Genomic DNA, 21126 nt, shown 5'->3' on the forward strand with positions numbered 1-21126 from the left:
GAGCAAAGATATGCAATTCCTGCGACCACAGACCTGGAGCGACGCCTTGGCCGCAAAGGCCGACGATGTCGACGTGGTGCCCATCCAGGGCGGCACCGACGTCATGGTCGAGATGAACTTCGATCTGCATCGTCCGGGGGGCTTGCTGGACCTGAACCCGATCACCGAGCTGACCGAGTGGGAGCAGCTTCCCGACGGCACCCTGCGGGTGGGAGCCGGTGTGCCGTACGTACGGATCATCGCCGAGCTGGGAGACAGGCTTCCCGGCATCGCCCAGGCGTCCCGCACGGTCGGCTCGCCGCAGATCCGCAATCGCGGCACCGTCGGCGGCAACCTCGGTGGCGCGTCCCCCGCAGGCGATCTGCATGCGCCGCTGCTTGCGGCGGGCGCGACCGTCGAGGTCGAATCGGCCGAGCGCGGCGTGCGCATGATTCCCGCGACCGAGTTCTACCTCGGCGTCAAACGTAATTCCTGCCTGCCCGACGAACTCATTCGCGCCTTCCACGTGGCACCGGCAGCAGGGCCGCAGTACTTCTCGAAGATCGGCACCCGCAACGCCATGGTCATCGCCGTCTGCTCGTTCTCGATCGCACTGTTTCCGCACGAGGGTCGCGTCGGTACCGGTCTCGGCTCCGCTGCGCCGACGCCGCGTCGGGCTTACGATGCCGAGAACTACCTCGCGGCCGAACTCGAGTGGGACGGTGCTCTCGATCCTCGGGTGTCGGAGGAGTTCGGCCGATTGGTCAGTGCGGCAGCAAGTCCCATCGACGACGTACGTGGCACTGCCGATTACCGCAAGCACGCCCTGTCCGTGATGGCCCGGCGAACACTGGGTTGGGCATGGCGGGACCTCACAGCCGCACGGAAGGTGGCCTGAAACATGCGAGTCAATTGCACCATCAACGGTAAAGACATGGAAGCCGACGACGTCTGGGAGGGCGAAAGTCTGCTGTACCTGCTCCGCGAGCGCATGGGACTACCCGGGTCCAAGAACGCGTGCGAACAAGGCGAATGCGGTTCGTGCACCGTCTATCTCGACGGCATTCCGGCCTGCGCCTGCCTGGTGGCGGCCGGTCAGGTAGAGGGCCGCGAGATCCGTACCGTCGAGGGCCTCGCCGAGGGCGACAAGCTCGACCCGATGCAAGAGGCGTTCGTCGAGTGCGGAGCCGTTCAGTGCGGATTCTGCACCCCGGGACTGGTGGTCCAGGCGCACGACCTGATCGAGCGCGTTCCCAACCCGTCGGACGTCGAAATTCGCGAATCTCTCGCTGGAAACCTCTGCCGCTGTACCGGATACGAGAAAATCCTGGATGCAGTTCGGCTCGCTGCTACACGAAAGGCCGAAGCCGAATGACCACGGTGATCTCGGATGCGTACATCGCACCCATCGTCGGGGACGAAATCCCCTCCGGATATCTCGTGGTCGAGGGCACCACGATCAGCGCCATCGGCTCGGGCCCCGCACCGGTGATCGCCGGGGCCGAGACGATCGACGCGACGGGTTGCCTCGTCACCCCCGGCCTGGTCAACACCCACCACCACCTGTACCAGTGGGCTTCCCAGGGCCTGGCCAAGGACAACACGCTCTTCGAATGGCTTGTCGCCCTGTACAAGCCGTGGTCGAAGATGGACGCCGAGGTGGTCGGGGGAGCCGCAGCCGCCGGTCTCGGTTGGCTCGCCAAGTCGGGCTGCACCACCAGCACCGATCACCACTACATCTTCCCCAAGGGCCGAGGCGATCTGTTCGCCGCCGAGATCGATGCCGCACGACGCATCGGCGTCCGATTCCAGCCGTGCCGCGGCTCGATGGACCGAGGCGTGTCCGACGGCGGGTTGCCGCCGGACGAGGTGGTCGAATCGCTCGACGACATCCTCACCGCGACGGCCGAGGCCATCGACACCTACCACGACGCGTCCTTCGGTTCGATGCTCCGCATCGCGGTCGCACCGTGCTCGCCGTTCTCCATCAGCAAAGAATTGCTCGTGGAGTCCGCGGGGCTTGCCCGCGCCAAAGGTGTTCGCCTGCATACGCATCTGGCCGAGACCCTCGACGAGGAAGAGCACTGCCTCGCTCAGATGAACTGCACCCCGGTCGAGTACATGGAGCAGGTCGGCTGGCTGGGTGACGACGTGTGGTTCGCCCACGCGGTACACCTGCACGATTCCGATATCGCGAAGATGGCGGCCACCGGCACCGGTACCGCCCACTGCCCGAGTTCCAATGCACGGCTGGGCGCAGGTATCGCCCGAATCTCCGATCTGCTCGCGGCCTGCGCACCCGTCGGCCTCGGAGTCGACGGTTCGGCCTCGGCCGAAATGGTGCCGCTGGCCGGCGAAGTGCGACAGGCGATGTACATGCAACGAGCCAAGTACGGACCGACCGCACTGACGGCGCGTCAGGCACTCGAGATCGGAACACTGGGCGGAGCAACGGTACTGGGACGGCAGAGCGAGATCGGTTCGCTCGAGGTCGGCAAGCTGGCCGACATCGCGATCTGGCGCACGGACGGCTTCTACTCGGCCGTGGACGACCCCGTCGTTGCGTTCGCGTACGGGCAGACACCACCGCTCGCGCGGTTGATGGTGGGCGGTCGAACGATCGTCGAGAACGACGTGTTGACCAGCGCACCGCAGGACGAAATAGGCCGCGCCGGAGCCGATGCGCACCGTCGCCTGATGAAACTCGCGGAGGACGTGCTGTGAGCGCCCCGACCACCACACCCCGTCAAGCTCCCGCCGACATCCCCGCACCGGGACGCGGTCGCGTCGGAGACAGCCCACTGCGACCCGACGGCACCCTGAAGGTCAAGGGCGAGTTCGCATATTCGTCGGACCTGTTCATCGACGGCATGCTCTGGGGCGCAACGCTTCGCAGCCCTCATCCCCGGGCGAAGATCGTCTCGGTCGACATCTCCCAGGCTCTGGCGACTCCCGGCGTCGAGGCCGTGCTCACCCACGACGACGTGCCGGGACGCAAATGCTTCGGACTCGACCACACGTGGGACCAGCCGGTGCTGGCCTTCGACGAGGTGCGGCACGAAGGCGAACCGATCGCACTCATCGCCGCCGATCATCCCGAAACTGCCAGGCGTGCAATGGAAAAGATCGTCGTGGTCTACGACGTGCTCGAACCCCTGACCGATGCCCGACGCGCAGCCCTCGACCCGGACTACCCGAAGGTGCAGGAACGCGGCGGAGTGGCCCGCCATCAGCCGGTTCGCGTCGGCAACGTCGCAGCCGCGCGGGCGACCGCGGACGTGATCGTCAGCAGCGACTTCGCCGTCGGCATTCAAGATCAGGCGTTCCTGGGACCCGAATCGGGACTGGCTGTTCCGGCCGAGGACGGCGGCGTCGACCTGTACGTGGCGACCCAGTGGATGCACAACGACCTCGCGCAGATCGGGCCCTGCCTCGGACTGCCCGAGGAGAAGATCCGGATGACGCTCGCCGGCGTCGGTGGGGCATTCGGTGGTCGCGAGGACCTGTCGATGCAGATCCACGCGGCGATGCTCGCCATGCACACCGGCAAGCCCGTCAAGATCGTCTACAACCGCTACGAATCGTTCTTCGGACACGTGCACCGCCACCCCGCGCAGATGCACTACGAGTACGGTGCGACTCGCGACGGCAAGCTCGTGTTCGCCGATGTCGAGATCATCCTCGACGGCGGCGCGTACACCTCCGCCACCCTCAATGTGGTCGGCAACGCTGCCTCTCTGGGCGTGGGACCGTACGTCATCCCCAACATCGAGATCGATGCGTACGGGGTGTACACCAACAACCCGCCGTGCGGCGCTATGCGTGGATTCGGCGCAGTACAAGCATGTTTCGCGTACGAGTCGATGATGGACAAGCTCGGCGAGGCCTGCGGCATCGGTCCGGTGGCGATCCGGCAGATCAACGCCGTCAGCCAGGGATCGATCCTGGCGACCGGCCAGGTCATCGAAGCGCCCGCGCCGCTCGCCGAGATGCTCGCCCGAGCCGAGGCGATGGAACTGCCTGCTCCCGTGGACGCGTCGGACATCCGTAATCTGCCGGGTGGGGCATCGCAGACCACCCACGGCGAAGGCGTCGTACGCGGGATCGGTTACGGCGTCGGCATCAAGAACATCTGCTTCTCCGAGAACTACGACGACTACTCCACCGCGCGCGTTCGACTGGAGGTGATCGGTGGCGAGGCAACAGCATTGGTGCACACCGCTGCCGCCGAGGTCGGGCAGGGACTGGTGACGTTGGAGGCCCAAATCGCACGCACCGAGCTCGGTGTCACCAAGGTCGTCATTCATCCCGCCGACACCAAGGTCGGCAATGCCGGATCTTCCTCGGCGTCACGGCAGTCGTACATGACCGGCGGGGCGGTCAAGACCGCCTGCGAGGCCGTGCGCGAGGCGGTATTCGTCCTGGCCGGCCTGTACCTGGGTCGCGCGGTGGCAGACCTGAGCCTCGACGGCGGCAAGATCGTCTCGGCCACCGACGGTGTGCTGGCGACGATCGAGGATGTGCTCGGCGACCGAGTCATCGAGCAGACCCGCGAATTCCACCATCGCCCCACCAGCGGAATGGATCCGGTTACCGGACAGGGCGCGAGCCACACCCAGCTCGCACTGTGTGTCCATCGCGCCGTGGTGGACGTCGACGTCGAACTCGGCCTGGTCAAGGTCGTCGAGATGGCGGCCGTGCAGGACGTCGGCAAGATACTCAACCGGCTCTCGCTCGAGGGCCAGATCCACGGCGGCACAGCGCAGGGCCTCGGTCTGGCGGTGATGGAGGAAATAGTCGTCGTGGACGGTCTGGTGAAGAACCCGTCGTTCACCGACTACCTGATTCCGACCATTCTGGACATGCCGCCCATGAAGCTGGACATCCTCGAGAACCCGGATCCCCTGGCACCGTACGGTCTTCGCGGTGCGGGTGAGCCACCCACCCTCTCGTCGACGCCCGCAGTGGTCGCAGCCATCCGCAATGCCACCGGGCTCGCGTTGACCCGCGTGCCCGTTCGACCCGAACACATCATCAACAGCTGATCCGAGTTCCATCACCATTCGACGAAACCTTATCCGGCACAACCGCACCGACGCCAACTCCCCCGGCTCGTCGGCCCGGCCCCACGCTCGACGAGGTTGATCACGCCCTGGGAGGGCCGATCATGACCGACGTACGCACATCCAGCACTCGCCAGAGTGGACGAGGTCGATCCCAGATCGACAAGTTCTTCGACATCACCGGCCGCGGTTCGACGCTCTCACGCGAAGTTCGCGGTGGCGTCACCACATTCGTGGCCATGGCCTACCTGATCGTCCTCATTCCGCTGATCATCGGTGATGCCCGCGATGTCACCGGTGCCACGCTCGATCCGGCTCAACTGTCGACCATGGTGGCATTGTCGGCCGGTCTGACGACCATCCTGATGGGGGTCGTCGGAAACGCGCCCCTCGCCATGGCGGCCGGCCTCGGGGTGACGCCCATCGTGGTGTTCCAGGCAGCCCCGTACATGACCTGGCCGCAGGCGATGGGACTGGTGGTTCTCGAGGGCGTCGTCATCGTGGTCTTCGCTCTCACCGGCGTGCGGCAACTCATCATGGATGCCATACCTCTGGTCCTCAAACAGGCGATCGGTGTCGGAATCGGCGCGTTCATCGCGCTCATCGGACTGGTCGACGCCGGGTTCGTCGGGCACCACGAGTCAGCAGCCACCGCGGTCACCCTCGGCACGTTCGGCAAGCTCGCCGGCTGGCCCGTGTTCGTCTTCTGTGTCGGCCTGATCCTGATGATCATGCTGTTCGTGCGGAAGGTGCCGGGTGCGATGCTCATCGGAATCTTCGTGGCCACCAATCTGGCGATCGTCTTGAACTCGGTGTTCGACATCGCACCGGAGGCCTGGGGACCGGTTGTTCCGAAGGTGCCCGATTCCATCGTCGCCACACCACAATTCGACCTGATGTTCAACGTCGACCTGTTCGGCGGGTTCGCTCGGGCCGGAATCGTCACCGCGTCGGTCGTTCTGTTCACTCTCGTTCTCTCGGGCTTCTTCGACGCGATGGGTACCATCCTCGGAGTCGGTGAAGAGGCCGGACTGGTCGACAAGCAGGGCAGGATGCCCGGCCTGAGCCGCATCCTCACCGTCGACGGCATCGGTGCCATCGTCGGTGGTGCGATCAACGGATCTGCGAACACGGCCGTCGTGGAGTCCGCGGCGGGGGTCACCGAGGGTGCGCGAACGGGTCTCGCCAGCGTCGTCACCGGCGGATTGTTGACGAGCCTGATCTTCTTCACTCCGCTGGCCGGCGTGGTTCCGGTCGGTGCCGCGGCCCCGGCCCTGGTTCTGGTCGGTGCACTGATGATGACGCACGTACGCAAGATCGATTGGGAGAACACCGAAATCGCGATCCCGGCCTTCCTGACCATCGTGCTGATGCCCTTCACGTACTCGATCACCGTCGGAGTCGCGGCGGGTGTCATCGCGTACACCCTCGTCCGCCTCGCCAAAGGTAAAGCGCGTCAGACGCATTGGCTGCTGTACCTGATGTCGGGCATCTTCCTGATCTACTTCGCCCTGCACCCGATCGAAGAAGCGTTGGGAATCTCGTAACGTGAAAGAGATCGTCGATCGTCTGACCGCCTGGGACCACGCGGGTGTTCCCTACGCGGTGGCGACAGTCATCGCGGTGTCCGGAAGTGCTCCACGACTTCCGGGTGCCGCGATGGCGGTCTGCGCCGACGGTGAGGCCGTCGGCAGCGTCTCCGGCGGCTGCGTCGAAGGAGCCGTGTACGAATTGTGCCAGCAGGTTCTCGAGACCGGCGAGTCCAAGCGAGAGTCGTTCGGCTACAGCGGTATCGACGCCTTTGTGGTCGGCCTGACATGCGGGGGTGTGATCGAGGTCTTCGTCCGCCTCGGGCCGCCGCGGTCCGTACTCGCGGCCATCGCATCGGATACTGCGGTCGCCACGGTGACGATGCTCGACGGCTCCGGACAGTCACTTGCGGTCTCGTCTTCGGCAACAATGGGCACGACCGGTTTCGCCGACGTCGACGCGGTGGTCGTCGGTGAGGCGCTGGCGATGTTGGACTCCGGCGGTACCGGCATTCGGTCGGTGCGGTGTCGGCCGGATCTCGACGTGTTCGTGCAGTCCTACGCAACCGCCCCGCGGCTACTGATCTTCGGAGCCATCGACTACGCCGGAGCACTCGCTCGGGTGGGCAAGTTTCTCGGCTACCACGTCACGGTGTGCGATGCCCGGCCCGTATTTGCCACTGCTGCACGGTTTCCCGATGCCGACGAGGTGGTGACCGAATGGCCGCACAGCTATCTGGCGCGGACGGCAGTCGATGCCCGGACAGTGATCTGCGTGCTCACCCACGACGCCAAGTTCGATGTGCCGCTGCTCGAAGTAGCGTTGCGACTGCCCGTCGCATTCGTGGGGGCTATGGGATCGCGCCGGACTCACGACGATCGCGCGGCCCGGTTGCGTGACGTCGGATTGACCGAGCAGGAGCTCGCACGCTTGAAGTCGCCGATCGGCTTGGACCTGGGTGCGAGAACTCCGGAGGAAACTGCGCTGGCTATCGCGGCGGAATTCGTGGCCGTGCGACGCGGGGGTAGTGCGCTGCCACTGACACGTACGGCCGGTCCGATTCACCACGACGGGGCGAATGCGAAATACGCTTGAACCTTGGTTGTGCTGTTTCGTCGTCGCCCTCCTGCCTATGAAAGACCCACTCCGGAACGGATAGTCTCTGCGCGGGGGGCCCGAATCGAGTGTTTTCATTTCTTGTCGGTGGCACGGGTTAGTCTTCTTTCAGTTCGAACGCACGTTCTGAAATGTTGCTCACCGGGGGGTGAAAAGATGGGTGCACTGCCAGCTGTGTCACTGGAGGCGTTGACCGCTGCCGCGTGTGAGGAGAATCGGCAGGCCGCCCGCAAGATCTCCGCCTGCTACGACGTCCATCGGAGCTGGATCACCCTCGACACCAAACACAAGCATTACAGCCGATACGGACGCACCGAGATGGCAGTCGCGTTGGGATGTTCGGCGACGGTCGCCGAATCGTACGTCTCGATCGCCGTCGCTTTGCACACCCGATTGCCACTGTTGCGCGCGGCGTTCGAGACCGGTGAGGTCGACCTTGCGCGGGTACGGACGGTATGCCGGATCCTCGACAACCTGAGCGACGACATCGTGAAGAAGGTCGAGGACGAGATCGTCGAAGCGGCTCGGCGGTCGTCGCCGGGTCCGCTGGAGAAGGAGATCTGGGACATCCTCCTGCGGGTCGCCCCGGAAGAAGCAGCAGCACTACGCGAGTTCGCGAAGAGGTTCCGCACCGTCACTTACACCCCGGCCGGGGAACTGGCCCGCATTCGGGCGGAGTTGACCGCACCCGAAGCCGCCGCCGCATGGCAGCTGCTCGAGGAGATGGCCGACACCCTCTGCCCGAAAGACCCGCGTGGGAAGAAGGAACGCCTGTGCGATGCGTTCATGGCCCGCATGCACGGCGAACCCCGCCTGGAATGCTTGTGCCAACGGGAGAACTGCCCGAAGAAGGATGCGGTGCTGCCCGATCGGCGGGTGCCGCTCACGATGATCACCGTCGACATCGCCACCCTGATCGGCCTGCTCTCGAACCCTGCGTATCTGGCCGGTCATGGTTCCATCGACCCCGACCTCGCCCGGGAACTCGCACGCAACAGTCAGTGGCAGGTCCTGCTGACCGAAGCGATCACCCTCGCCGAATCCCTCGGGCTGGCTGTCCAGAACCCGGAGACCGGGGATTGGGAACGAATCCCCGACAGAGAAAAGACCGAGCCTGCAACAGAAACCGGCACGGCAACGGCAGCGGGTACGGACACCGACACGTCAGCGTCAGCGGGCACCGTTCCGGGCACGGCAGCAACGGCAGCGGGTACGGACACCGACACGTCAGCGCCAGCGGGCGCCGTTCCGGGCACGGCGGCAGGGGCGGTACCGGATTCGGATGCGGATGCCTCTGCGGGCACCGACACGACTGCCGAGACACCCACGGACGCGAACGCAGGTGCAGGTGCAGGTGCAGGTGCAGGTGCACAGAATGCATCGACGGCTGATTCGAGTGCGGAGACAGCTTCGGCGTCGGAACAAACCGGGCCCAGTTCTCCTGCACCCGAACACAGCTCGCCGGCAGGAGATAGGGTCGACCAGGTCGACAATCCGGTGCCTATCACCGAGCCCGCGACCGACCCGGCAGCAGCTACCACCCCAGGCTCAGGCCCAGCCCACAAGCACGCAGCAACAACCGCTTCGGCGGCTATAACCAAGCCGCTACCGGAGCCGTGTAAGGCGACCGGCCCAGAGCCAGTGGCGTCACCAGAACCCGCACCGACTTCGTCGACACCTGTCCAACAGAGGCCGACCGCTGATCCAGCGCCAGATACGAGCGAAAACCAATCTCCCACTGCACCATCCGATACCACCAGGAACCACGAAACCGGCAGTGACGAGGAAACTATCAGTGGATCCGAGCCCACATCGATCGGTAGTCCGGCACCGAGTACTCGCCCAGGTGCGGGTACCGATACCGAGGATCGACCTCCGCGCCGCCTGCAATCGTTGACCTCAGCCGCAGCCCTGTTCTGCACCCACACCCCTGTCGGCCGGGGCACACGGCACAGCTCTGCCCTTCAACTGCCCTCTGCGATCCGGCGCAACAACCGAACGATCCCCACTGCAAGCCACACTCCCTCGGGCATCTACCTCGGCACCGCCTCCCTCGCCGCCGCACTCGAAGCCGCCATCGCCGCCGACCCCACCCTCGGAAAGTCGGTCTCCCGCGACCCCCTCACAGACCGGGCCCTGATCTACCGCCCCGACACTCTCACCAGCGCAGCGGTCCGATTCCGCGACAAACACTGCCGCTTCCCCGGCTGCCACCGCCCCGCCGCCCGCTGCCAACTCGACCACATCACCCCGTTCGACCACACCAACCCTCTCGGCGGCGGCTGGACCACCGTCAACAATCTGCAATGCCTCTGCGAATACCACCACACCGTCAAAACCGCCGGCTACTGGAAAGCCACCATGCTCCCCGGCGGAGCCATCCTGTGGACCTCGACCTCGAAGACCACCCGAATCACCCTGCCCGCCAACGGCACCGCCGTCCCCATCCTCGGAAACGACCTCAGACCACACATCCCCACCAAACCGAAACGATCCGGCATCATCGCCTACCCCAACCCACCCGACAACCAGGAGCAGGAGACAGAAGACACGGCAGCACCGCCGTTCTAGGCGCGCGCCAACAAACGCCCGGTCGAGGATTCCGATCCCGCGATCCAGGACCGCCGCACCACACCCGACAACCCGAGTCGGTCGTACGCCGTCACCGGATTACGGTGGTACAGCTGCGCGACGTCGACGGTGAACCGTTCGGCGGGTGCGAACACCACAAGATCTGCAGCGCAACCGATATCGATGCGTCCGCGATCGGCCATACCGACCTGATCGGCAGTATTCGTGGCCATCCACCGCACGATGTCGGTCAGTGCGAACCCACGGGCACGCGCCTCCGTCCACACCGCAGCGAGCGAGACCTGCAACGACGCGATCCCGCCCCACGCATCACCGAAGTCTCCGGTGTCGAACCTCTTCAGATCCGGCGTGCAGGGGGAGTGGTCGGTGACGATGGTATCGATTGTGCCGTCGGACAAACCCTGCCACAACAACTCTCGATTGCCGGCCTCGCGGATCGGCGGGCAACACTTGAACTGGGTGGCGCCCGCCGGTACTGCTTCCGCATCGAAACACAGGTAATGCGGGCAGGTCTCGACGGTCACCCGCACCCCGTCGCGCTTCGCCGCCGCAATCATCGGCAACGCATCGGCACTCGACAGATGCAGAATATGCACCCGGCACCCGGTCCTCCGCGACAACTCGATCACCTGCTCGATGGCCCGGTTCTCGGCGGCACGCGGACGCGATTCCAAGAATCCCGAGTACTCACGACCCGTCGCCGACGGTGCCTCGGCGATCACCTCGGCGTTCTCGGCGTGCACGATCATCAACCCGTCGAACGACGCGATCTCGATCAGAGCCTTCTCGAGCTCCGGAATCGTCAGCGGCGGAAATTCGTCCACGCCCGACGCGAGCAGAAAGCACTTGAAGCCGAACACCCCCGCCTCGTGCAGTGGCCGCAGCTGATCGACATTGCCTGGAACGGCACCACCCCAGAAGCCGACGTTGACGACCGACTGATCCGCCGCCACCCGCCGCTTGATCTCCAACGCCGCGACGTCCACTGTCGGCGGGATGCTGTTGAGTGGCATATCGACGATGGTCGTGATGCCTCCCGCGGCCGCGGCTCGGGTCGCGCTGGCGAACCCTTCCCATTCGGTGCGCCCCGGCTCGTTGACGTGCACATGGGTGTCCACCAAACCCGGCAGCAGCACCTCATCCGGCCCCAGCTCGACCGCCACCTCCGCGGACACGCGGGCATCCACGGAGTCGATGGCCACGATTCGGCCGTCACGAACGGAGATCGAGGCCGCAACCTCCCGTCCGCCGATCACCGCCCGCGACGCGCGAACAACCAGATCAGACTGCACTGGAGACACTCTGGAGCTCCGAGGACTTCCAGGCGATGTCGGCGGCATCGAGAGCTTCGGCGTCGAGCTCACCGAACAATCGCAATCGGGACAGTCCGCCATCGGGGTACACGTCCAGTCGCAGGTGTGTGTACGCGTCGGCCTCGTTCAACAGGAAGCGATGGCGGGTGTCCGGCTGGACGGCGGTGCGGGGCAGAATCTCGGTCCATGCCGTCGGGTCCGTGATGTGTCGGCGACGAGAATCGATGGCGCTGAGTCGAATCCACCCCGGTGCGTTACCGACGTAGTAGCTGGTATCGACCTCCACGTGGCGCGGGGCACCGGGCGATGCGAGAGCGAACACTGCGAAATCGTTGCCGCCGTTGCGTCGTCGAGAGTTCTCCCAGCCTTCGCCCATGTTGCGAGCACGCCCGGGCAGGATGATGTTGGCCGGCGAGGAGTAGAAGGCGTCGGAGCAATCGGTGAGCCGAGCGCCGTTCTCCGCGGCCAGCAGGTCGACGGTGCCTGCGAGGAACCGCGGATCCTGCACCACCTGGCCGTGCACACGGAACCGGGCGACGCCGCCGTCGGGGTAGATCGACAGACGCACATGCGTCCACCGGTGCCGATCGGCCACCTCGTACCTGTTCGCGGTGTCTCCGGTTGCGGGAGACTTGTCGACGATGCTGTGCCACTCCGCATTCTGCACATCCTCGATGGACGGATAGCCCTCGATCGACGCAGCCTCGACGGACACGAACGGCGGGTAGTTGCCGGTGAAGTGAGCGGTGTCGACCACGACGCCATGCACGATGCCCGGTGCTCCCAACCGTACGATGGCCCAGTCGTGACCGCCCTCGTCACGACGACGCCGAGTTTCCCACCCGTCGTACACCTTTCCCTTGTGGCCGAAGTCTGCTGGATCGAACAGCGGGGCATCGGGCTTGATCAGGTTCTCGCGCTGGGCGAACAGTTCGTCGTTCGCTGCGGAGACGCTGCCGCCGAGCGCCCGAGATGCCAGATCGGTCAGAGTGGTGAAATCGGTTCCGGTCATGAAGTTCCTTCCAAAATGTGTGTGGTGGCCAAGGTTCGGCCCACCTCGTGCAACAGCCGGGCCGCGTCACGCATCGAGATCCGAGGGTCCGGCTCCAGCTCGGTCAGTGCATAGGAGGCGGTGATTCCGTAGGGACGCAATCGATCCAAACCGACGGTGCTCCGTCCGGCGACGGTGATCACCGGGACACCGGCTGCACGTGCGGTGTTCGCGACACCGATCGGTGCCTTGCCGTGCAGGCTCTGCTCGTCCAGCGAGCCCTCACCGGTGACGACCAGATCGGCCGACGCCAGAGCGCTACCGAAGTCGATCAGTTCGAGCACCGTCTCGATCCCCGGCTTGGCCGCGGCACCGAGTACGGCCATGGCACCGAAGGCGGTTCCGCCGGCCGCCCCTGCGCCCGCCAGGCCGCTGAGGTCACGGCCGATTGCGTTGCGCACCAGATGCGACCACTGCCGCATCCCGTGTTCCAGATACAGCAACTCCTGCGGTCCGGCACCCTTCTGCGGGCCGTAGACCGCCGCGGCTCCGGTGACACCGAGCAACGGATTGTCGACGTCACACGCCAGCTCGAACACCGCGTTCCGAGCCGACGGCAGCAATCCGCTCAGATCGAGGTGGACTGCACCGCGCAGCGGACCACCACCGCGCGCCACCTCGCCTCCGCCGGCATCGAGGATGCGCGCACCGAGCGCGACGAGCATGCCCGCGCCGCCGTCGGTGGAGGCACTGCCCCCGAGCCCGACGACGATACGCCGCGCTCCCGAACCGTACCCGGCACCTGACTCGAGTGCGTGCGCGATTACGGTACCGAGACCGAATGTGCTCGCTCCCAACGCATCCGGCTCACCGCCGGGCAGGAGCTCGAGCCCGACCGCCGACGCCAGCTCGACAACAGCGGTGTCACCGCGACGGGCATACGACGTCTTTACCGGCTCACCCGTCGGCCCCGCACACGTGACGGCCACTCGATCCCACCCGGCGGTGACGGCAGCGTCGACGGTGCCGTCACCCCCATCGGCGACGGGCAGGCACACCGTCTCGAGGGACGAGTCGACCGAGAGCATCCCCGACGCCAACGCCCGCGCGACCTCGGCCGCCGACAGCGAGCCCTTGAACTTGTCCGGAGCGAGCAGAATGCGCGTCATCTCTAGTCCAGCAGAAGCAACGCGGTCGGCGCGTCGGACGAGGTGGTTGCCAGCTCCTCGAACTCGCCGACGTTGTCGATCTCGGTGCCCATCGAGATGTTGGTGACCCGCTCGAGGATGATCTCCACGACGACGGGAACCTTGTGCTCGTTGGCCAGAGTCCTGGCCCGCACCAGCGTCTCGCCGATGAGGTCGGGATCGGTGACGCGAAGCGCTTTGCAGCCCAATCCTTCTGCCACCCGAACATGGTCGACGCCGTAGCCCTTGGGGATACCGGGCTGCGTGTCCTGTGATTCCTGGGTGTTGATGTTGTCGAATCCCAGCTGCACGCAGAAGTCCATGTCGAAGGCGCGCTGCGCCTGCCGGATCAGCCCGAGGTACGAGTTGTTCACCACCACGTGCACGTACGGCAGGTTGAACTGCGCGCCGACAGCGAGTTCTTCGATCATGAACTGGAAGTCGTAATCTCCCGACAGTGCAACGACATTCGCCTTGGGGTCGGCTGCCACCGCACCCAGTGCCGCGGGAATGGTCCAGCCGAGCGGGCCGGCCTGCCCGCAGTTGATCCAGTTGCGAGGGGAGTAGACGTGCAGGAACTGACCGCCCGCGATCTGCGAGAGCCCGATGGTGCTGACGTAGCGGGTGTCTCGGTCGAAGACCTTGTTCATCTCCTCGTACACGCGCTGCGGCTTGATCGGCACGTTGTCGAAGTGGGTGCGGCGATGCATCGTGCGCTTCCTTGTCGCACAGTCCTCGACCCAGCCCGAGAGATCACGCACCGTGCCTGCCGCCCGACGTTCTTCGGCAACGGCGACGAACTGCTCGAGGGCGGCCTTGGCGTCGGAGATGATGCCGTAGTCCGGTGCGAAGACGCGTCCGATCTGGGTCGGCTCGATGTCGACGTGGACGAACTTGCGGCCCTTGCGGTACGTGTCCAGTCCGCCGGTATGCCGATTGGCCCAGCGGTTTCCGATCCCGAGCACGAAGTCCGAGGCGAGCAGGGTCGCGTTGCCGTACCGGTGCGCGGTCTGCAGCCCGACCATGCCTGCGGCGAGACGGTGGTCGTCCGGGATCGTGCCCCAGCCCATCAGGGTCGGGATGACCGGGACGTCGAGTATCTCGGCGAGCTGGACGAGCAGGTCCGAGGCATCGGCGTTGATGATGCCGCCGCCGGCCACGATCAACGGGCGCTCGGCCGCGAGGAGCATGTCGATGGCCTTCTCGGCCTGTGCGCGCGAGGCGACGGGCTTGTGCACGGGCAGCGATTGGTAGGTTTCGGGATCGAAGTCGATCTCGGCCAGCTGCACGTCGATGGGCAGGTCGATCAACACCGGTCCCGGACGGCCGGATCGCATCAGGTGGAACGCCTGAGCGAACGCACCGGGAACCTGCGCCGGTTCGAGCACGGTCATCGCCATCTTGGTCACCGGTGCGGCGATCGCCGCGATGTCGACGGCCTGGAAGTCCTCCTTGTGCAGCCGCGCAACCGGGGCCTGGCCGGTGATGGCGAGGATCGGAATCGAGTCGGCCATGGCCGAATACAGCCCGGTGATCATGTCGGTACCGGCCGGGCCGGAGGTTCCGATGCAGATGCCGATATTGCCCGGTGCCGCTCTGGTGAACCCCTCCGCCATGTGCGAGGCACCCTCGACGTGGCGGGCCAGCACGTGGCGGATCCCACCGTGATCGCGCATCGCCGCGTAGAAGGGATTGATGGCCGCACCGGGGAGACCGAATGCGGTTGTGGCATTTTCGAGTTCGAGTATCTTCACTGCGGCATCGGCCGCGCGCATCCTGGGCATATCAGTTTCCCTTACCGGAGAGCCGAGCGACGCCGCGGTACAGCGCCGAATGATCCAGTCCACCATCACCATTGGCGCGGGCCGAGGCCATCAGCTGCGCCAGCACCGCGCCCATCGGGATCACGACCCCCGCCTCACGCGCAGCCGAGGTGACGATGCCGAGATCCTTGTGGTGCAGGTCGATGCGGAACCCGGGCTCGAACGAGCGGTCCAGCATCTTCTGTGCCTTCTGGTTCAGCACTGCCGAGCCGGCGAGGCCGCCGCCGAGAACCTCGACCGACGCTGCCAGGTCGACGCCGTACGCCTCCAGGAACGCGATCGCCTCCGCGAGCACCTGAATGTTGCCTGCCACGATCAGCTGGTTGGCCGCCTTGACGGTCTGACCGGACCCACTCGGACCCACGTGCACGACGGTCTTGCCGACGACGTCGAGAATCGGCTTGGCCGTGGCGAAGTCGTCCGCGCTGCCTCCGACCATGATCGACAGGGTCGCGTTTTCGGCACCGGCCTGGCCTCCGGAGACCGGGGCATCGAGGATCCGGAAGCCGCGCGAGATCGCGTCGGCAGCCAAGGTGGCGGTGACGTCGGGACGGATGCTGGAGAAGTCGATGATCAGCGCGTCGCGTCGAGCATTGTCGAACACACCACCCTCACCGACCAGGACGTCCTGCACATCGGGGGAGTCGGGAACCATGATCGCGATGACATCCGCGTCGTGGACGGCCTTGGCGATGGAGTCGGCGGCCGTGCCGCCCGCTTCGACCAGGGGCCCGGTGCGATCGGGAGTCAGGTTGTAGCCGACCACCTGGTGGCCCGCCTTGGCGAGATGAACGGACATGGGGCTGCCCATGATCCCGAGGCCGATGAATGCGATGGTGCTCATATCAATCCCTACTTGGTAGTGGTGCCGGTGGAAAGAGCCAGCTCCAGCCAGTCGAACGTGTCCTGGCGGGTGGCTTTGTATTCGAGTCCGACGTAGCCGTCGTAACCACGTTCGGCGAGGCCGGCGAGCTGTCCGCCGAGGTCGAGCGATCCGGTGCCCGGTTCTCCGCGGCCGGGGGAGTCGGCGATCTGCACGTGCCCGATCAGGTCGTGGTGGGCCTCGAGCGCTGCGGGCACGTCGTCTCCGTTGACGGCGAGGTGGTACAGGTCGGCAAGCAGGCGCAGATTGTGGACGTCCTGTTCACGGGCAACTCGACGGATGGTGGCGACGGCTCCGGCAGCGGACTTCAGCGGGTAGGCGGGTGCGCCGCTGACGGGTTCGACCAGTACGACCGCACCGATTTTCGCTGCGGCCTTCCCGGCTGCGGCCAGGTTCTCGATCGCGACCTCGTCCTGGTCGAGCGGGTCGACTCCGTCGATGCGGTTTCCGTAGAGGGCGTTGAACGCCTTGGTGCCGAGTTGTTCGCCGATTCCGACGGTGGCGTCGATGTTGTCGCGGAAGGCCTGCACCTGCGCTGGATCGGACAGAATCCCGCGGTCGCCTGCCGGCATGTCGCCGGCGGCGAAGTTCAGTCCGGTCAGCTGTACCCCGGCATCGCGGATCGAGGACACGAACGCAGAGACATCGGCGTCCGACGGCACCGGGCCCCCGAACGGCCACCAGAATTCGACGGCGTCGAAGCCGGCATCTCGGGCGCGCTGCGGTCGATCGAGCAGAGGCACGTCGGTGAAGAGAATGGAACAGTTGACGGTGTAGTGAAGCCTGGAATCAGCGAAGGTGTTCATGCACAGTGCCTTTCAGTTCTGAGGTTGCGGCAGGCCGCGGTACCTGCGCCAGCTGCCGGTGTAGGTGATGTCGGTCAGCTCGTCCGGTTGTGCATCGAGCACCCCGGGGCGGAGGCCGACGCCGAGGACCGAGCGCCCGTCCTCGAGCGCGACCACGGTGAGTTCGAGCTCCGGCGGTTCGTCCGGCAGGAACGCCGTGCGGATGTCGTCGAGCGGAATGTCGTAGAGCTCGCCCTCGATGGCCGCACCTGCGGTGTGGTCGAGCAGCAGCGCGGGGAATTCGTCTCGTACCGAGAAGAAGCGGTAGTTCGGTGTGGTGCGCACTGTCCCGACGAACGGGTGGGACGAGACGTTGTGGTGCAGGCTGCCGCCCCGCATCGCACCACCGTTGCAGAAAAGCTCCGTCATGAAGTCGTTCCTCTCGGGCTCGATCGGATCGGACTCAAAGTCCGTAATACGGAATAGTGATTCCGTTTTGTGATTCGAGTGTGGCGTGCACCACGTGGATCTGTCAAGACCCGCTCACCCGGACTGCCCGACCGAAGCGCCGAATGCCGCAGTGCGGCAACACCGAAAGACTCGACGCAGACAGTCCGAGATCAACCCTTGACAGTGGATGTGATCGGTGTCACGCTCGTTTGGTGGAATCAACATTTCGTATAGCGGAATCAGGAACCGACGCTGCAGTCGTCGAGCTGAACGCGGCCTCCGACGCCGATGCGGCACGCAGGCTGTCACTGTGCCTGGACGTACCCCGCTGGGTAGAGGGGGTTCTGAGCGCCCGCCCGTTCACCGACACACAGGCCCTGCGTCACGCCATCCGTCACGCTGCCCGACCATTGACGGCCGAGGAGGTGGGGCGAGCACTCGCCGTGCATCCGCGTATCGGGGAAAGACCCGACGGCCGCGACGCAAGTTCGGAGTACGCGAGCGCCGAGCAATCCGGCGTCGACATCTCCGACGCGAGCATCGAACAACGGCTACGAGCAGGAAACGTGGCCTACGAGAACCGATTCGGACAGGTGTTTCTGATCAGGGCCGCAGGCCGGGATGCCCACGCGGTTCTCGACGCTCTACACGGCAGGCTCGGCAACGACTCCGAGACCGAGGCCGCCGTCGTCGAACACGAGCTTCGCGAGATAGCCGAGATTCGCGCGACAGGAGGCCTCGGCGATGCCTGAGTCGACGAGCCACGTGACCGCTCACGTGCTCGATGCAGCGAGAGGCATTCCTGCGCAGGGTGTCTCGATCGTACTGTCCGATGTCCACGGCACCCCCGTCGCCGACGCGGTCACCGACGAGCAAGGACGCGTCGCCGCGCTCGGTCCCAGCGAACTCGAACCGGGCGTCTACCGCCTGACTTTTGCAACCGGCGCGTACTTCGCCGCCCAGCACTTCGAGTGCTTCCACCCCGAGGTTCTCGTCACTTTCGAGATCACCGCATCCGACCAGCACTACCACATCCCACTTCTGTTGAGCCCGTTCGCTTTCACCACCTATCGAGGGAGCTAGAACCCATGACCATCGTGCTCGGAGCAAACCAGTACGGCAAAGCCGAATGCAGACTCGTCCGCATCGACCGCGAGACGCCCCGCCACCGGATCACCGACGTCAGCGTCACCTCGCAGCTGCGCGGAGATCTCGAGGCCGTCCACACCGAGGGCGACAACGCCCACGTCGTCGCGACCGACACCCAGAAGAACACCGTCTATGCCTTCGCCCGCGACGGCATCGGGGCGATCGAGAACTTCGCTCTGCGCCTCGGCGCGCACTTCACCGACAGCTTCGACTGGATCACCGGCGGCCGCTGGGAGATCGAGCAGTACTCCTGGTCGCGAATCGCCGACGGTGAAGACGGATACGACCACTCGTTCGTCAAGGCCGGCGACGAGAAGCGGAACACGATCGTGACGGTCGATGGCGACAACATCTCCATCGTCTCCGGAATCAGCGATCTCGTGGTCCTCAACTCGACGGCGTCGGAGTTCTGGGGGTACCCGAAGGACCGCTACACGACGCTGAAGGAAACCACCGACCGCATTCTGGCCACCTCGGTCAGCGCCCGCTGGCGGTATCTCACCACCGAGCTCGATTTCGACAAGACCTTCGACGACGTCCGCTCGATCATGCTCGACGCCTTCGCCTCCACTCACTCTCTTGCGTTGCAGCAGAGCCTGTTCCAGATGGGCAAGCAGGTTCTCGAGGCACACCCGGAGATCGGCGAGATCAAGTTCTCGATGCCCAACATCCATCACTTCCTCGTCGACCTCGAGCCGTTCGGACTCGACAACCCCGGTGAGGTCTTCTACGTCGCGGATCGCCCCTACGGTCTGATCGAGGCCACGGTGCAGCGCGACGATGCCCCGGACGCAGGCCGCGCCTGGGATACCGTGCCCGGATTCTGCTAGGAGCGAGCCGACATGAAGCTGACGAAACGCACTGCGGCCAAGACCCATGCACCGCACGACCCCGCCCGTCCCGAGGACGAGCGGTTGTCGATCGGTAGGTCGTATCTCTACGGATTGCAGCACATCCTGACGATGTACGGCGGCGTGATAGCACCACCTCTGATCGTCGGCGGCGCAGCGGGGTTGACCGGCACCGAGATCGCGCTGTTGGTCTCGGCCGCGTTGTTCGTCAGCGGAGCGGCCACCCTGCTGCAGACCTTGGGAGTGCCGTACTTCGGCGCAAAACTCCCTCTGGTGCAGGGCATTTCGTTCGCCTCGGTGTCGACGATGGTGGCCATCGCAAGTGGGCCGGGCGGATTGAACTCGGTGTTCGGAGCCATCATCGCCGCCGGTGCCATCGGCATCCTCATCACCCCGTTCTTCAGCAAGATCGTTCGCTTCTTCCCACCGGTGGTGACCGGCACGATCATCACCGTCATCGGTATCTCGCTACTGCCCGTTGCTGTTCGGTGGGCGATGGGCGGTGATCAGCAGGCCACCGACTGGGGCTCGATGTCCAACATCGGTCTCGCGGCGTTCAGCCTCGTGGTGGTTCTGCTCGTCAGCCGACTGGTGCAGGGCACACTGTCGCGGCTGTCGATCCTCATCGGCATCATCGTCGGCACGGTGTTCGCGGTCCTGGTCGGCAAGGCCGACTTCTCCGGTGTCGGTGACGGTGCCATCTTCAGCCTCCCCGAGCCGTTCGCGTTCGGAGCACCGACCTTCCAGATCGCGGCGATCCTGTCGATGGTGGTCGTCATCCTCGTCATCATGACCGAGACCACCGCGGACATCCTGGCCGTCGGCGAGATCGTCGGCACCGACGTCGATGCCCGACGCGTCGGCGACGGGTTGCGTGCGGATATGGTGGCCACCACCATCGCTCCCGTCTTCGGCACGTTCCCCGCCAGTGCGTTCGCCCAGAATGTCGGTCTGGTGGCGGTCACCGGAATCAAGAGTCGCTACGTCGTCGCCGCCGGCGGCTCGGTGCTGCTGTTCCTCGGACTCTTTCCCATCCTCGGTCTGGTCGTCGCATCGGTTCCGTTGCCGGTACTCGGCGGCGCGGGCATCGTGTTGTTCGGCTCGGTGGCCGCCAGCGGCATCAGGACTCTGTCCAAGGTGGAGTTCGACGGCAATCTCAACCTCGTCATCGTGGCCGTCGCCATCGGCTTCGGCGTCATCCCCATCGCGGTACCGGGCTTCTATGCAGCCTTCCCCGACTGGGTCCACGTGGTACTCGACTCGGGCATCAGTGCCGCGAGCATCGTCGCGGTCCTGCTGAACATCGCCTTCAACGTCGTCACGATCGGCCAGAAGGCCTCACCCTCGGTGGTGACCGCGGCTCCACCGGTGGCGACGCGGCATCACCAGTAGTGTTCTACCGAGATCGGTGGAA

The 21126-nt window shown here is 65.4% G+C and carries 18 protein-coding genes; 11 read left to right on the forward strand and 7 right to left on the reverse strand.

The annotated features are described in order from the left end of the window. Positions 1–10 precede the first annotated feature (10 nt). From NY08_RS16565 to NY08_RS25260, 7 genes are all read left to right on the forward strand, one after another. Positions 11–877 carry an FAD binding domain-containing protein gene (locus tag NY08_RS16565; RefSeq protein ID WP_045197571.1) on the forward strand — a complete coding sequence of 289 codons (867 nt, stop codon included), beginning with the start codon at positions 11–13 and terminating at the stop codon, positions 875–877. Positions 878–880: 3 nt separating this feature from the next. Continuing rightward, on the forward strand, positions 881–1354 hold the full coding sequence (locus NY08_RS16570; RefSeq protein ID WP_032396847.1) for a (2Fe-2S)-binding protein: 474 nt from the start codon (positions 881–883) through the stop codon (positions 1352–1354). Beyond that, complete coding sequence (locus NY08_RS16575; RefSeq protein WP_200893123.1) at positions 1351–2703, forward strand: 8-oxoguanine deaminase; 1353 nt, start codon at positions 1351–1353, stop codon at positions 2701–2703. Before NY08_RS16570 ends, NY08_RS16575 begins: the two co-directional genes overlap by 4 nt. Beyond that, complete coding sequence (locus tag NY08_RS16580) at positions 2700–5024, forward strand: xanthine dehydrogenase family protein molybdopterin-binding subunit (RefSeq protein WP_235386934.1); 2325 nt, start codon at positions 2700–2702, stop codon at positions 5022–5024. The genes NY08_RS16575 and NY08_RS16580 overlap by 4 nt, the downstream gene beginning before the upstream one ends. A 122-nt stretch (positions 5025–5146) precedes the next feature. Continuing rightward, a complete protein-coding gene (locus NY08_RS16585; RefSeq protein WP_045197573.1) occupies positions 5147–6589 on the forward strand; it encodes an NCS2 family permease in 1443 nt (480 codons plus the stop codon). Position 6590: 1 nt separating this feature from the next. Next, positions 6591–7667, forward strand: a complete 1077-nt coding sequence (locus NY08_RS16590) for an XdhC family protein (protein ID WP_045197574.1) — start codon at positions 6591–6593, stop codon at positions 7665–7667. Positions 7668–7844: 177 nt separating this feature from the next. After that, complete coding sequence (locus tag NY08_RS25260; protein WP_052683847.1) at positions 7845–10259, forward strand: DUF222 domain-containing protein; 2415 nt, start codon at positions 7845–7847, stop codon at positions 10257–10259. On the opposite strand, the gene allB is transcribed toward NY08_RS25260, so the two are convergent. Genes allB through NY08_RS16635 form a run of 7 tightly spaced genes read right to left on the reverse strand, consistent with a single transcriptional unit; the run spans position 10256 to position 17691 of the window. Further along, on the reverse strand, positions 10256–11620 hold the full coding sequence (allB, locus tag NY08_RS16605; RefSeq protein WP_045197576.1) for an allantoinase AllB: 1365 nt from the start codon (positions 11618–11620) through the stop codon (positions 10256–10258). The two genes, NY08_RS25260 and allB, sit on opposite strands and share 4 nt — an antisense overlap. Next, on the reverse strand, positions 11562–12605 hold the full coding sequence (alc, locus tag NY08_RS16610) for an allantoicase (RefSeq protein WP_045197578.1): 1044 nt from the start codon (positions 12603–12605) through the stop codon (positions 11562–11564). The genes allB and alc overlap by 59 nt, the downstream gene beginning before the upstream one ends. Continuing rightward, on the reverse strand, positions 12602–13753 hold the full coding sequence (locus tag NY08_RS16615) for a glycerate kinase (RefSeq protein WP_045197580.1): 1152 nt from the start codon (positions 13751–13753) through the stop codon (positions 12602–12604). The genes alc and NY08_RS16615 overlap by 4 nt, the downstream gene beginning before the upstream one ends. Before the next feature lie 2 nt (positions 13754–13755). Then, on the reverse strand, positions 13756–15555 hold the full coding sequence (gene gcl, locus NY08_RS16620; protein WP_045197582.1) for a glyoxylate carboligase: 1800 nt from the start codon (positions 15553–15555) through the stop codon (positions 13756–13758). Between the two features lies 1 nt (position 15556). Then, the gene (locus NY08_RS16625; protein WP_032396854.1) at positions 15557–16438 is read right to left on the reverse strand and encodes a 2-hydroxy-3-oxopropionate reductase; all 882 of its coding nucleotides are present in this window, start codon (positions 16436–16438) and stop codon (positions 15557–15559) included. A gap of 8 nt (positions 16439–16446) precedes the next feature. Continuing rightward, positions 16447–17283, reverse strand: a complete 837-nt coding sequence (locus tag NY08_RS16630) for a hydroxypyruvate isomerase family protein (protein ID WP_045197584.1) — start codon at positions 17281–17283, stop codon at positions 16447–16449. Between the two features lie 12 nt (positions 17284–17295). After that, on the reverse strand, positions 17296–17691 hold the full coding sequence (locus tag NY08_RS16635; RefSeq protein ID WP_032396855.1) for an allophanate hydrolase-related protein: 396 nt from the start codon (positions 17689–17691) through the stop codon (positions 17296–17298). Positions 17692–17924: 233 nt separating this feature from the next. On the opposite strand from NY08_RS16635, the gene uraD reads away from it, so the two are divergent. Genes uraD through NY08_RS16655 form a run of 4 tightly spaced genes read left to right on the forward strand, consistent with a single transcriptional unit; the run spans position 17925 to position 21104 of the window. Further along, positions 17925–18464 carry a 2-oxo-4-hydroxy-4-carboxy-5-ureidoimidazoline decarboxylase gene (gene uraD, locus NY08_RS16640; RefSeq protein WP_200893124.1) on the forward strand — a complete coding sequence of 180 codons (540 nt, stop codon included), beginning with the start codon at positions 17925–17927 and terminating at the stop codon, positions 18462–18464. Further along, positions 18457–18795 carry a hydroxyisourate hydrolase gene (gene uraH / locus NY08_RS16645; protein ID WP_045197586.1) on the forward strand — a complete coding sequence of 113 codons (339 nt, stop codon included), beginning with the start codon at positions 18457–18459 and terminating at the stop codon, positions 18793–18795. Before uraD ends, uraH begins: the two co-directional genes overlap by 8 nt. A 5-nt stretch (positions 18796–18800) precedes the next feature. After that, positions 18801–19691 carry a factor-independent urate hydroxylase gene (gene pucL / locus NY08_RS16650; protein ID WP_032396857.1) on the forward strand — a complete coding sequence of 297 codons (891 nt, stop codon included), beginning with the start codon at positions 18801–18803 and terminating at the stop codon, positions 19689–19691. Between the two features lie 12 nt (positions 19692–19703). After that, complete coding sequence (locus NY08_RS16655; protein ID WP_082073850.1) at positions 19704–21104, forward strand: nucleobase:cation symporter-2 family protein; 1401 nt, start codon at positions 19704–19706, stop codon at positions 21102–21104. The last annotated feature ends 22 nt before the right edge of the window (positions 21105–21126 follow it).

The organism is Rhodococcus sp. B7740, assembly GCF_000954115.1.
Lineage (GTDB): Bacteria > Actinomycetota > Actinomycetes > Mycobacteriales > Mycobacteriaceae > Rhodococcoides.

What these genes read in the sequence shown, in the direction of transcription:
- gcl (WP_045197582.1), bottom strand. Translation starts at nt 15,555, where the DNA reads ATGCCCAGGATGCGCGCGGCCGATGCCGCAGTGAAGATACTCGAACTC.
- NY08_RS16655 (WP_082073850.1), top strand. Translation starts at nt 19,704, where the DNA reads ATGAAGCTGACGAAACGCACTGCGGCCAAGACCCATGCACCGCACGAC.
- NY08_RS16615 (WP_045197580.1), bottom strand. Translation starts at nt 13,753, where the DNA reads ATGACGCGCATTCTGCTCGCTCCGGACAAGTTCAAGGGCTCGCTGTCG.
- NY08_RS16625 (WP_032396854.1), bottom strand. Translation starts at nt 16,438, where the DNA reads ATGAGCACCATCGCATTCATCGGCCTCGGGATCATGGGCAGCCCCATG.
- NY08_RS16575 (WP_200893123.1), top strand. Translation starts at nt 1,351, where the DNA reads ATGACCACGGTGATCTCGGATGCGTACATCGCACCCATCGTCGGGGAC.
- NY08_RS16585 (WP_045197573.1), top strand. Translation starts at nt 5,147, where the DNA reads ATGACCGACGTACGCACATCCAGCACTCGCCAGAGTGGACGAGGTCGA.
- NY08_RS16565 (WP_045197571.1), top strand. Translation starts at nt 11, where the DNA reads ATGCAATTCCTGCGACCACAGACCTGGAGCGACGCCTTGGCCGCAAAG.
- uraH (WP_045197586.1), top strand. Translation starts at nt 18,457, where the DNA reads ATGCCTGAGTCGACGAGCCACGTGACCGCTCACGTGCTCGATGCAGCG.
- alc (WP_045197578.1), bottom strand. Translation starts at nt 12,605, where the DNA reads ATGACCGGAACCGATTTCACCACTCTGACCGATCTGGCATCTCGGGCG.
- NY08_RS16630 (WP_045197584.1), bottom strand. Translation starts at nt 17,283, where the DNA reads ATGAACACCTTCGCTGATTCCAGGCTTCACTACACCGTCAACTGTTCC.
- NY08_RS16570 (WP_032396847.1), top strand. Translation starts at nt 881, where the DNA reads ATGCGAGTCAATTGCACCATCAACGGTAAAGACATGGAAGCCGACGAC.
- NY08_RS25260 (WP_052683847.1), top strand. Translation starts at nt 7,845, where the DNA reads ATGGGTGCACTGCCAGCTGTGTCACTGGAGGCGTTGACCGCTGCCGCG.
- NY08_RS16635 (WP_032396855.1), bottom strand. Translation starts at nt 17,691, where the DNA reads ATGACGGAGCTTTTCTGCAACGGTGGTGCGATGCGGGGCGGCAGCCTG.
- pucL (WP_032396857.1), top strand. Translation starts at nt 18,801, where the DNA reads ATGACCATCGTGCTCGGAGCAAACCAGTACGGCAAAGCCGAATGCAGA.
- allB (WP_045197576.1), bottom strand. Translation starts at nt 11,620, where the DNA reads ATGCCGCCGACATCGCCTGGAAGTCCTCGGAGCTCCAGAGTGTCTCCA.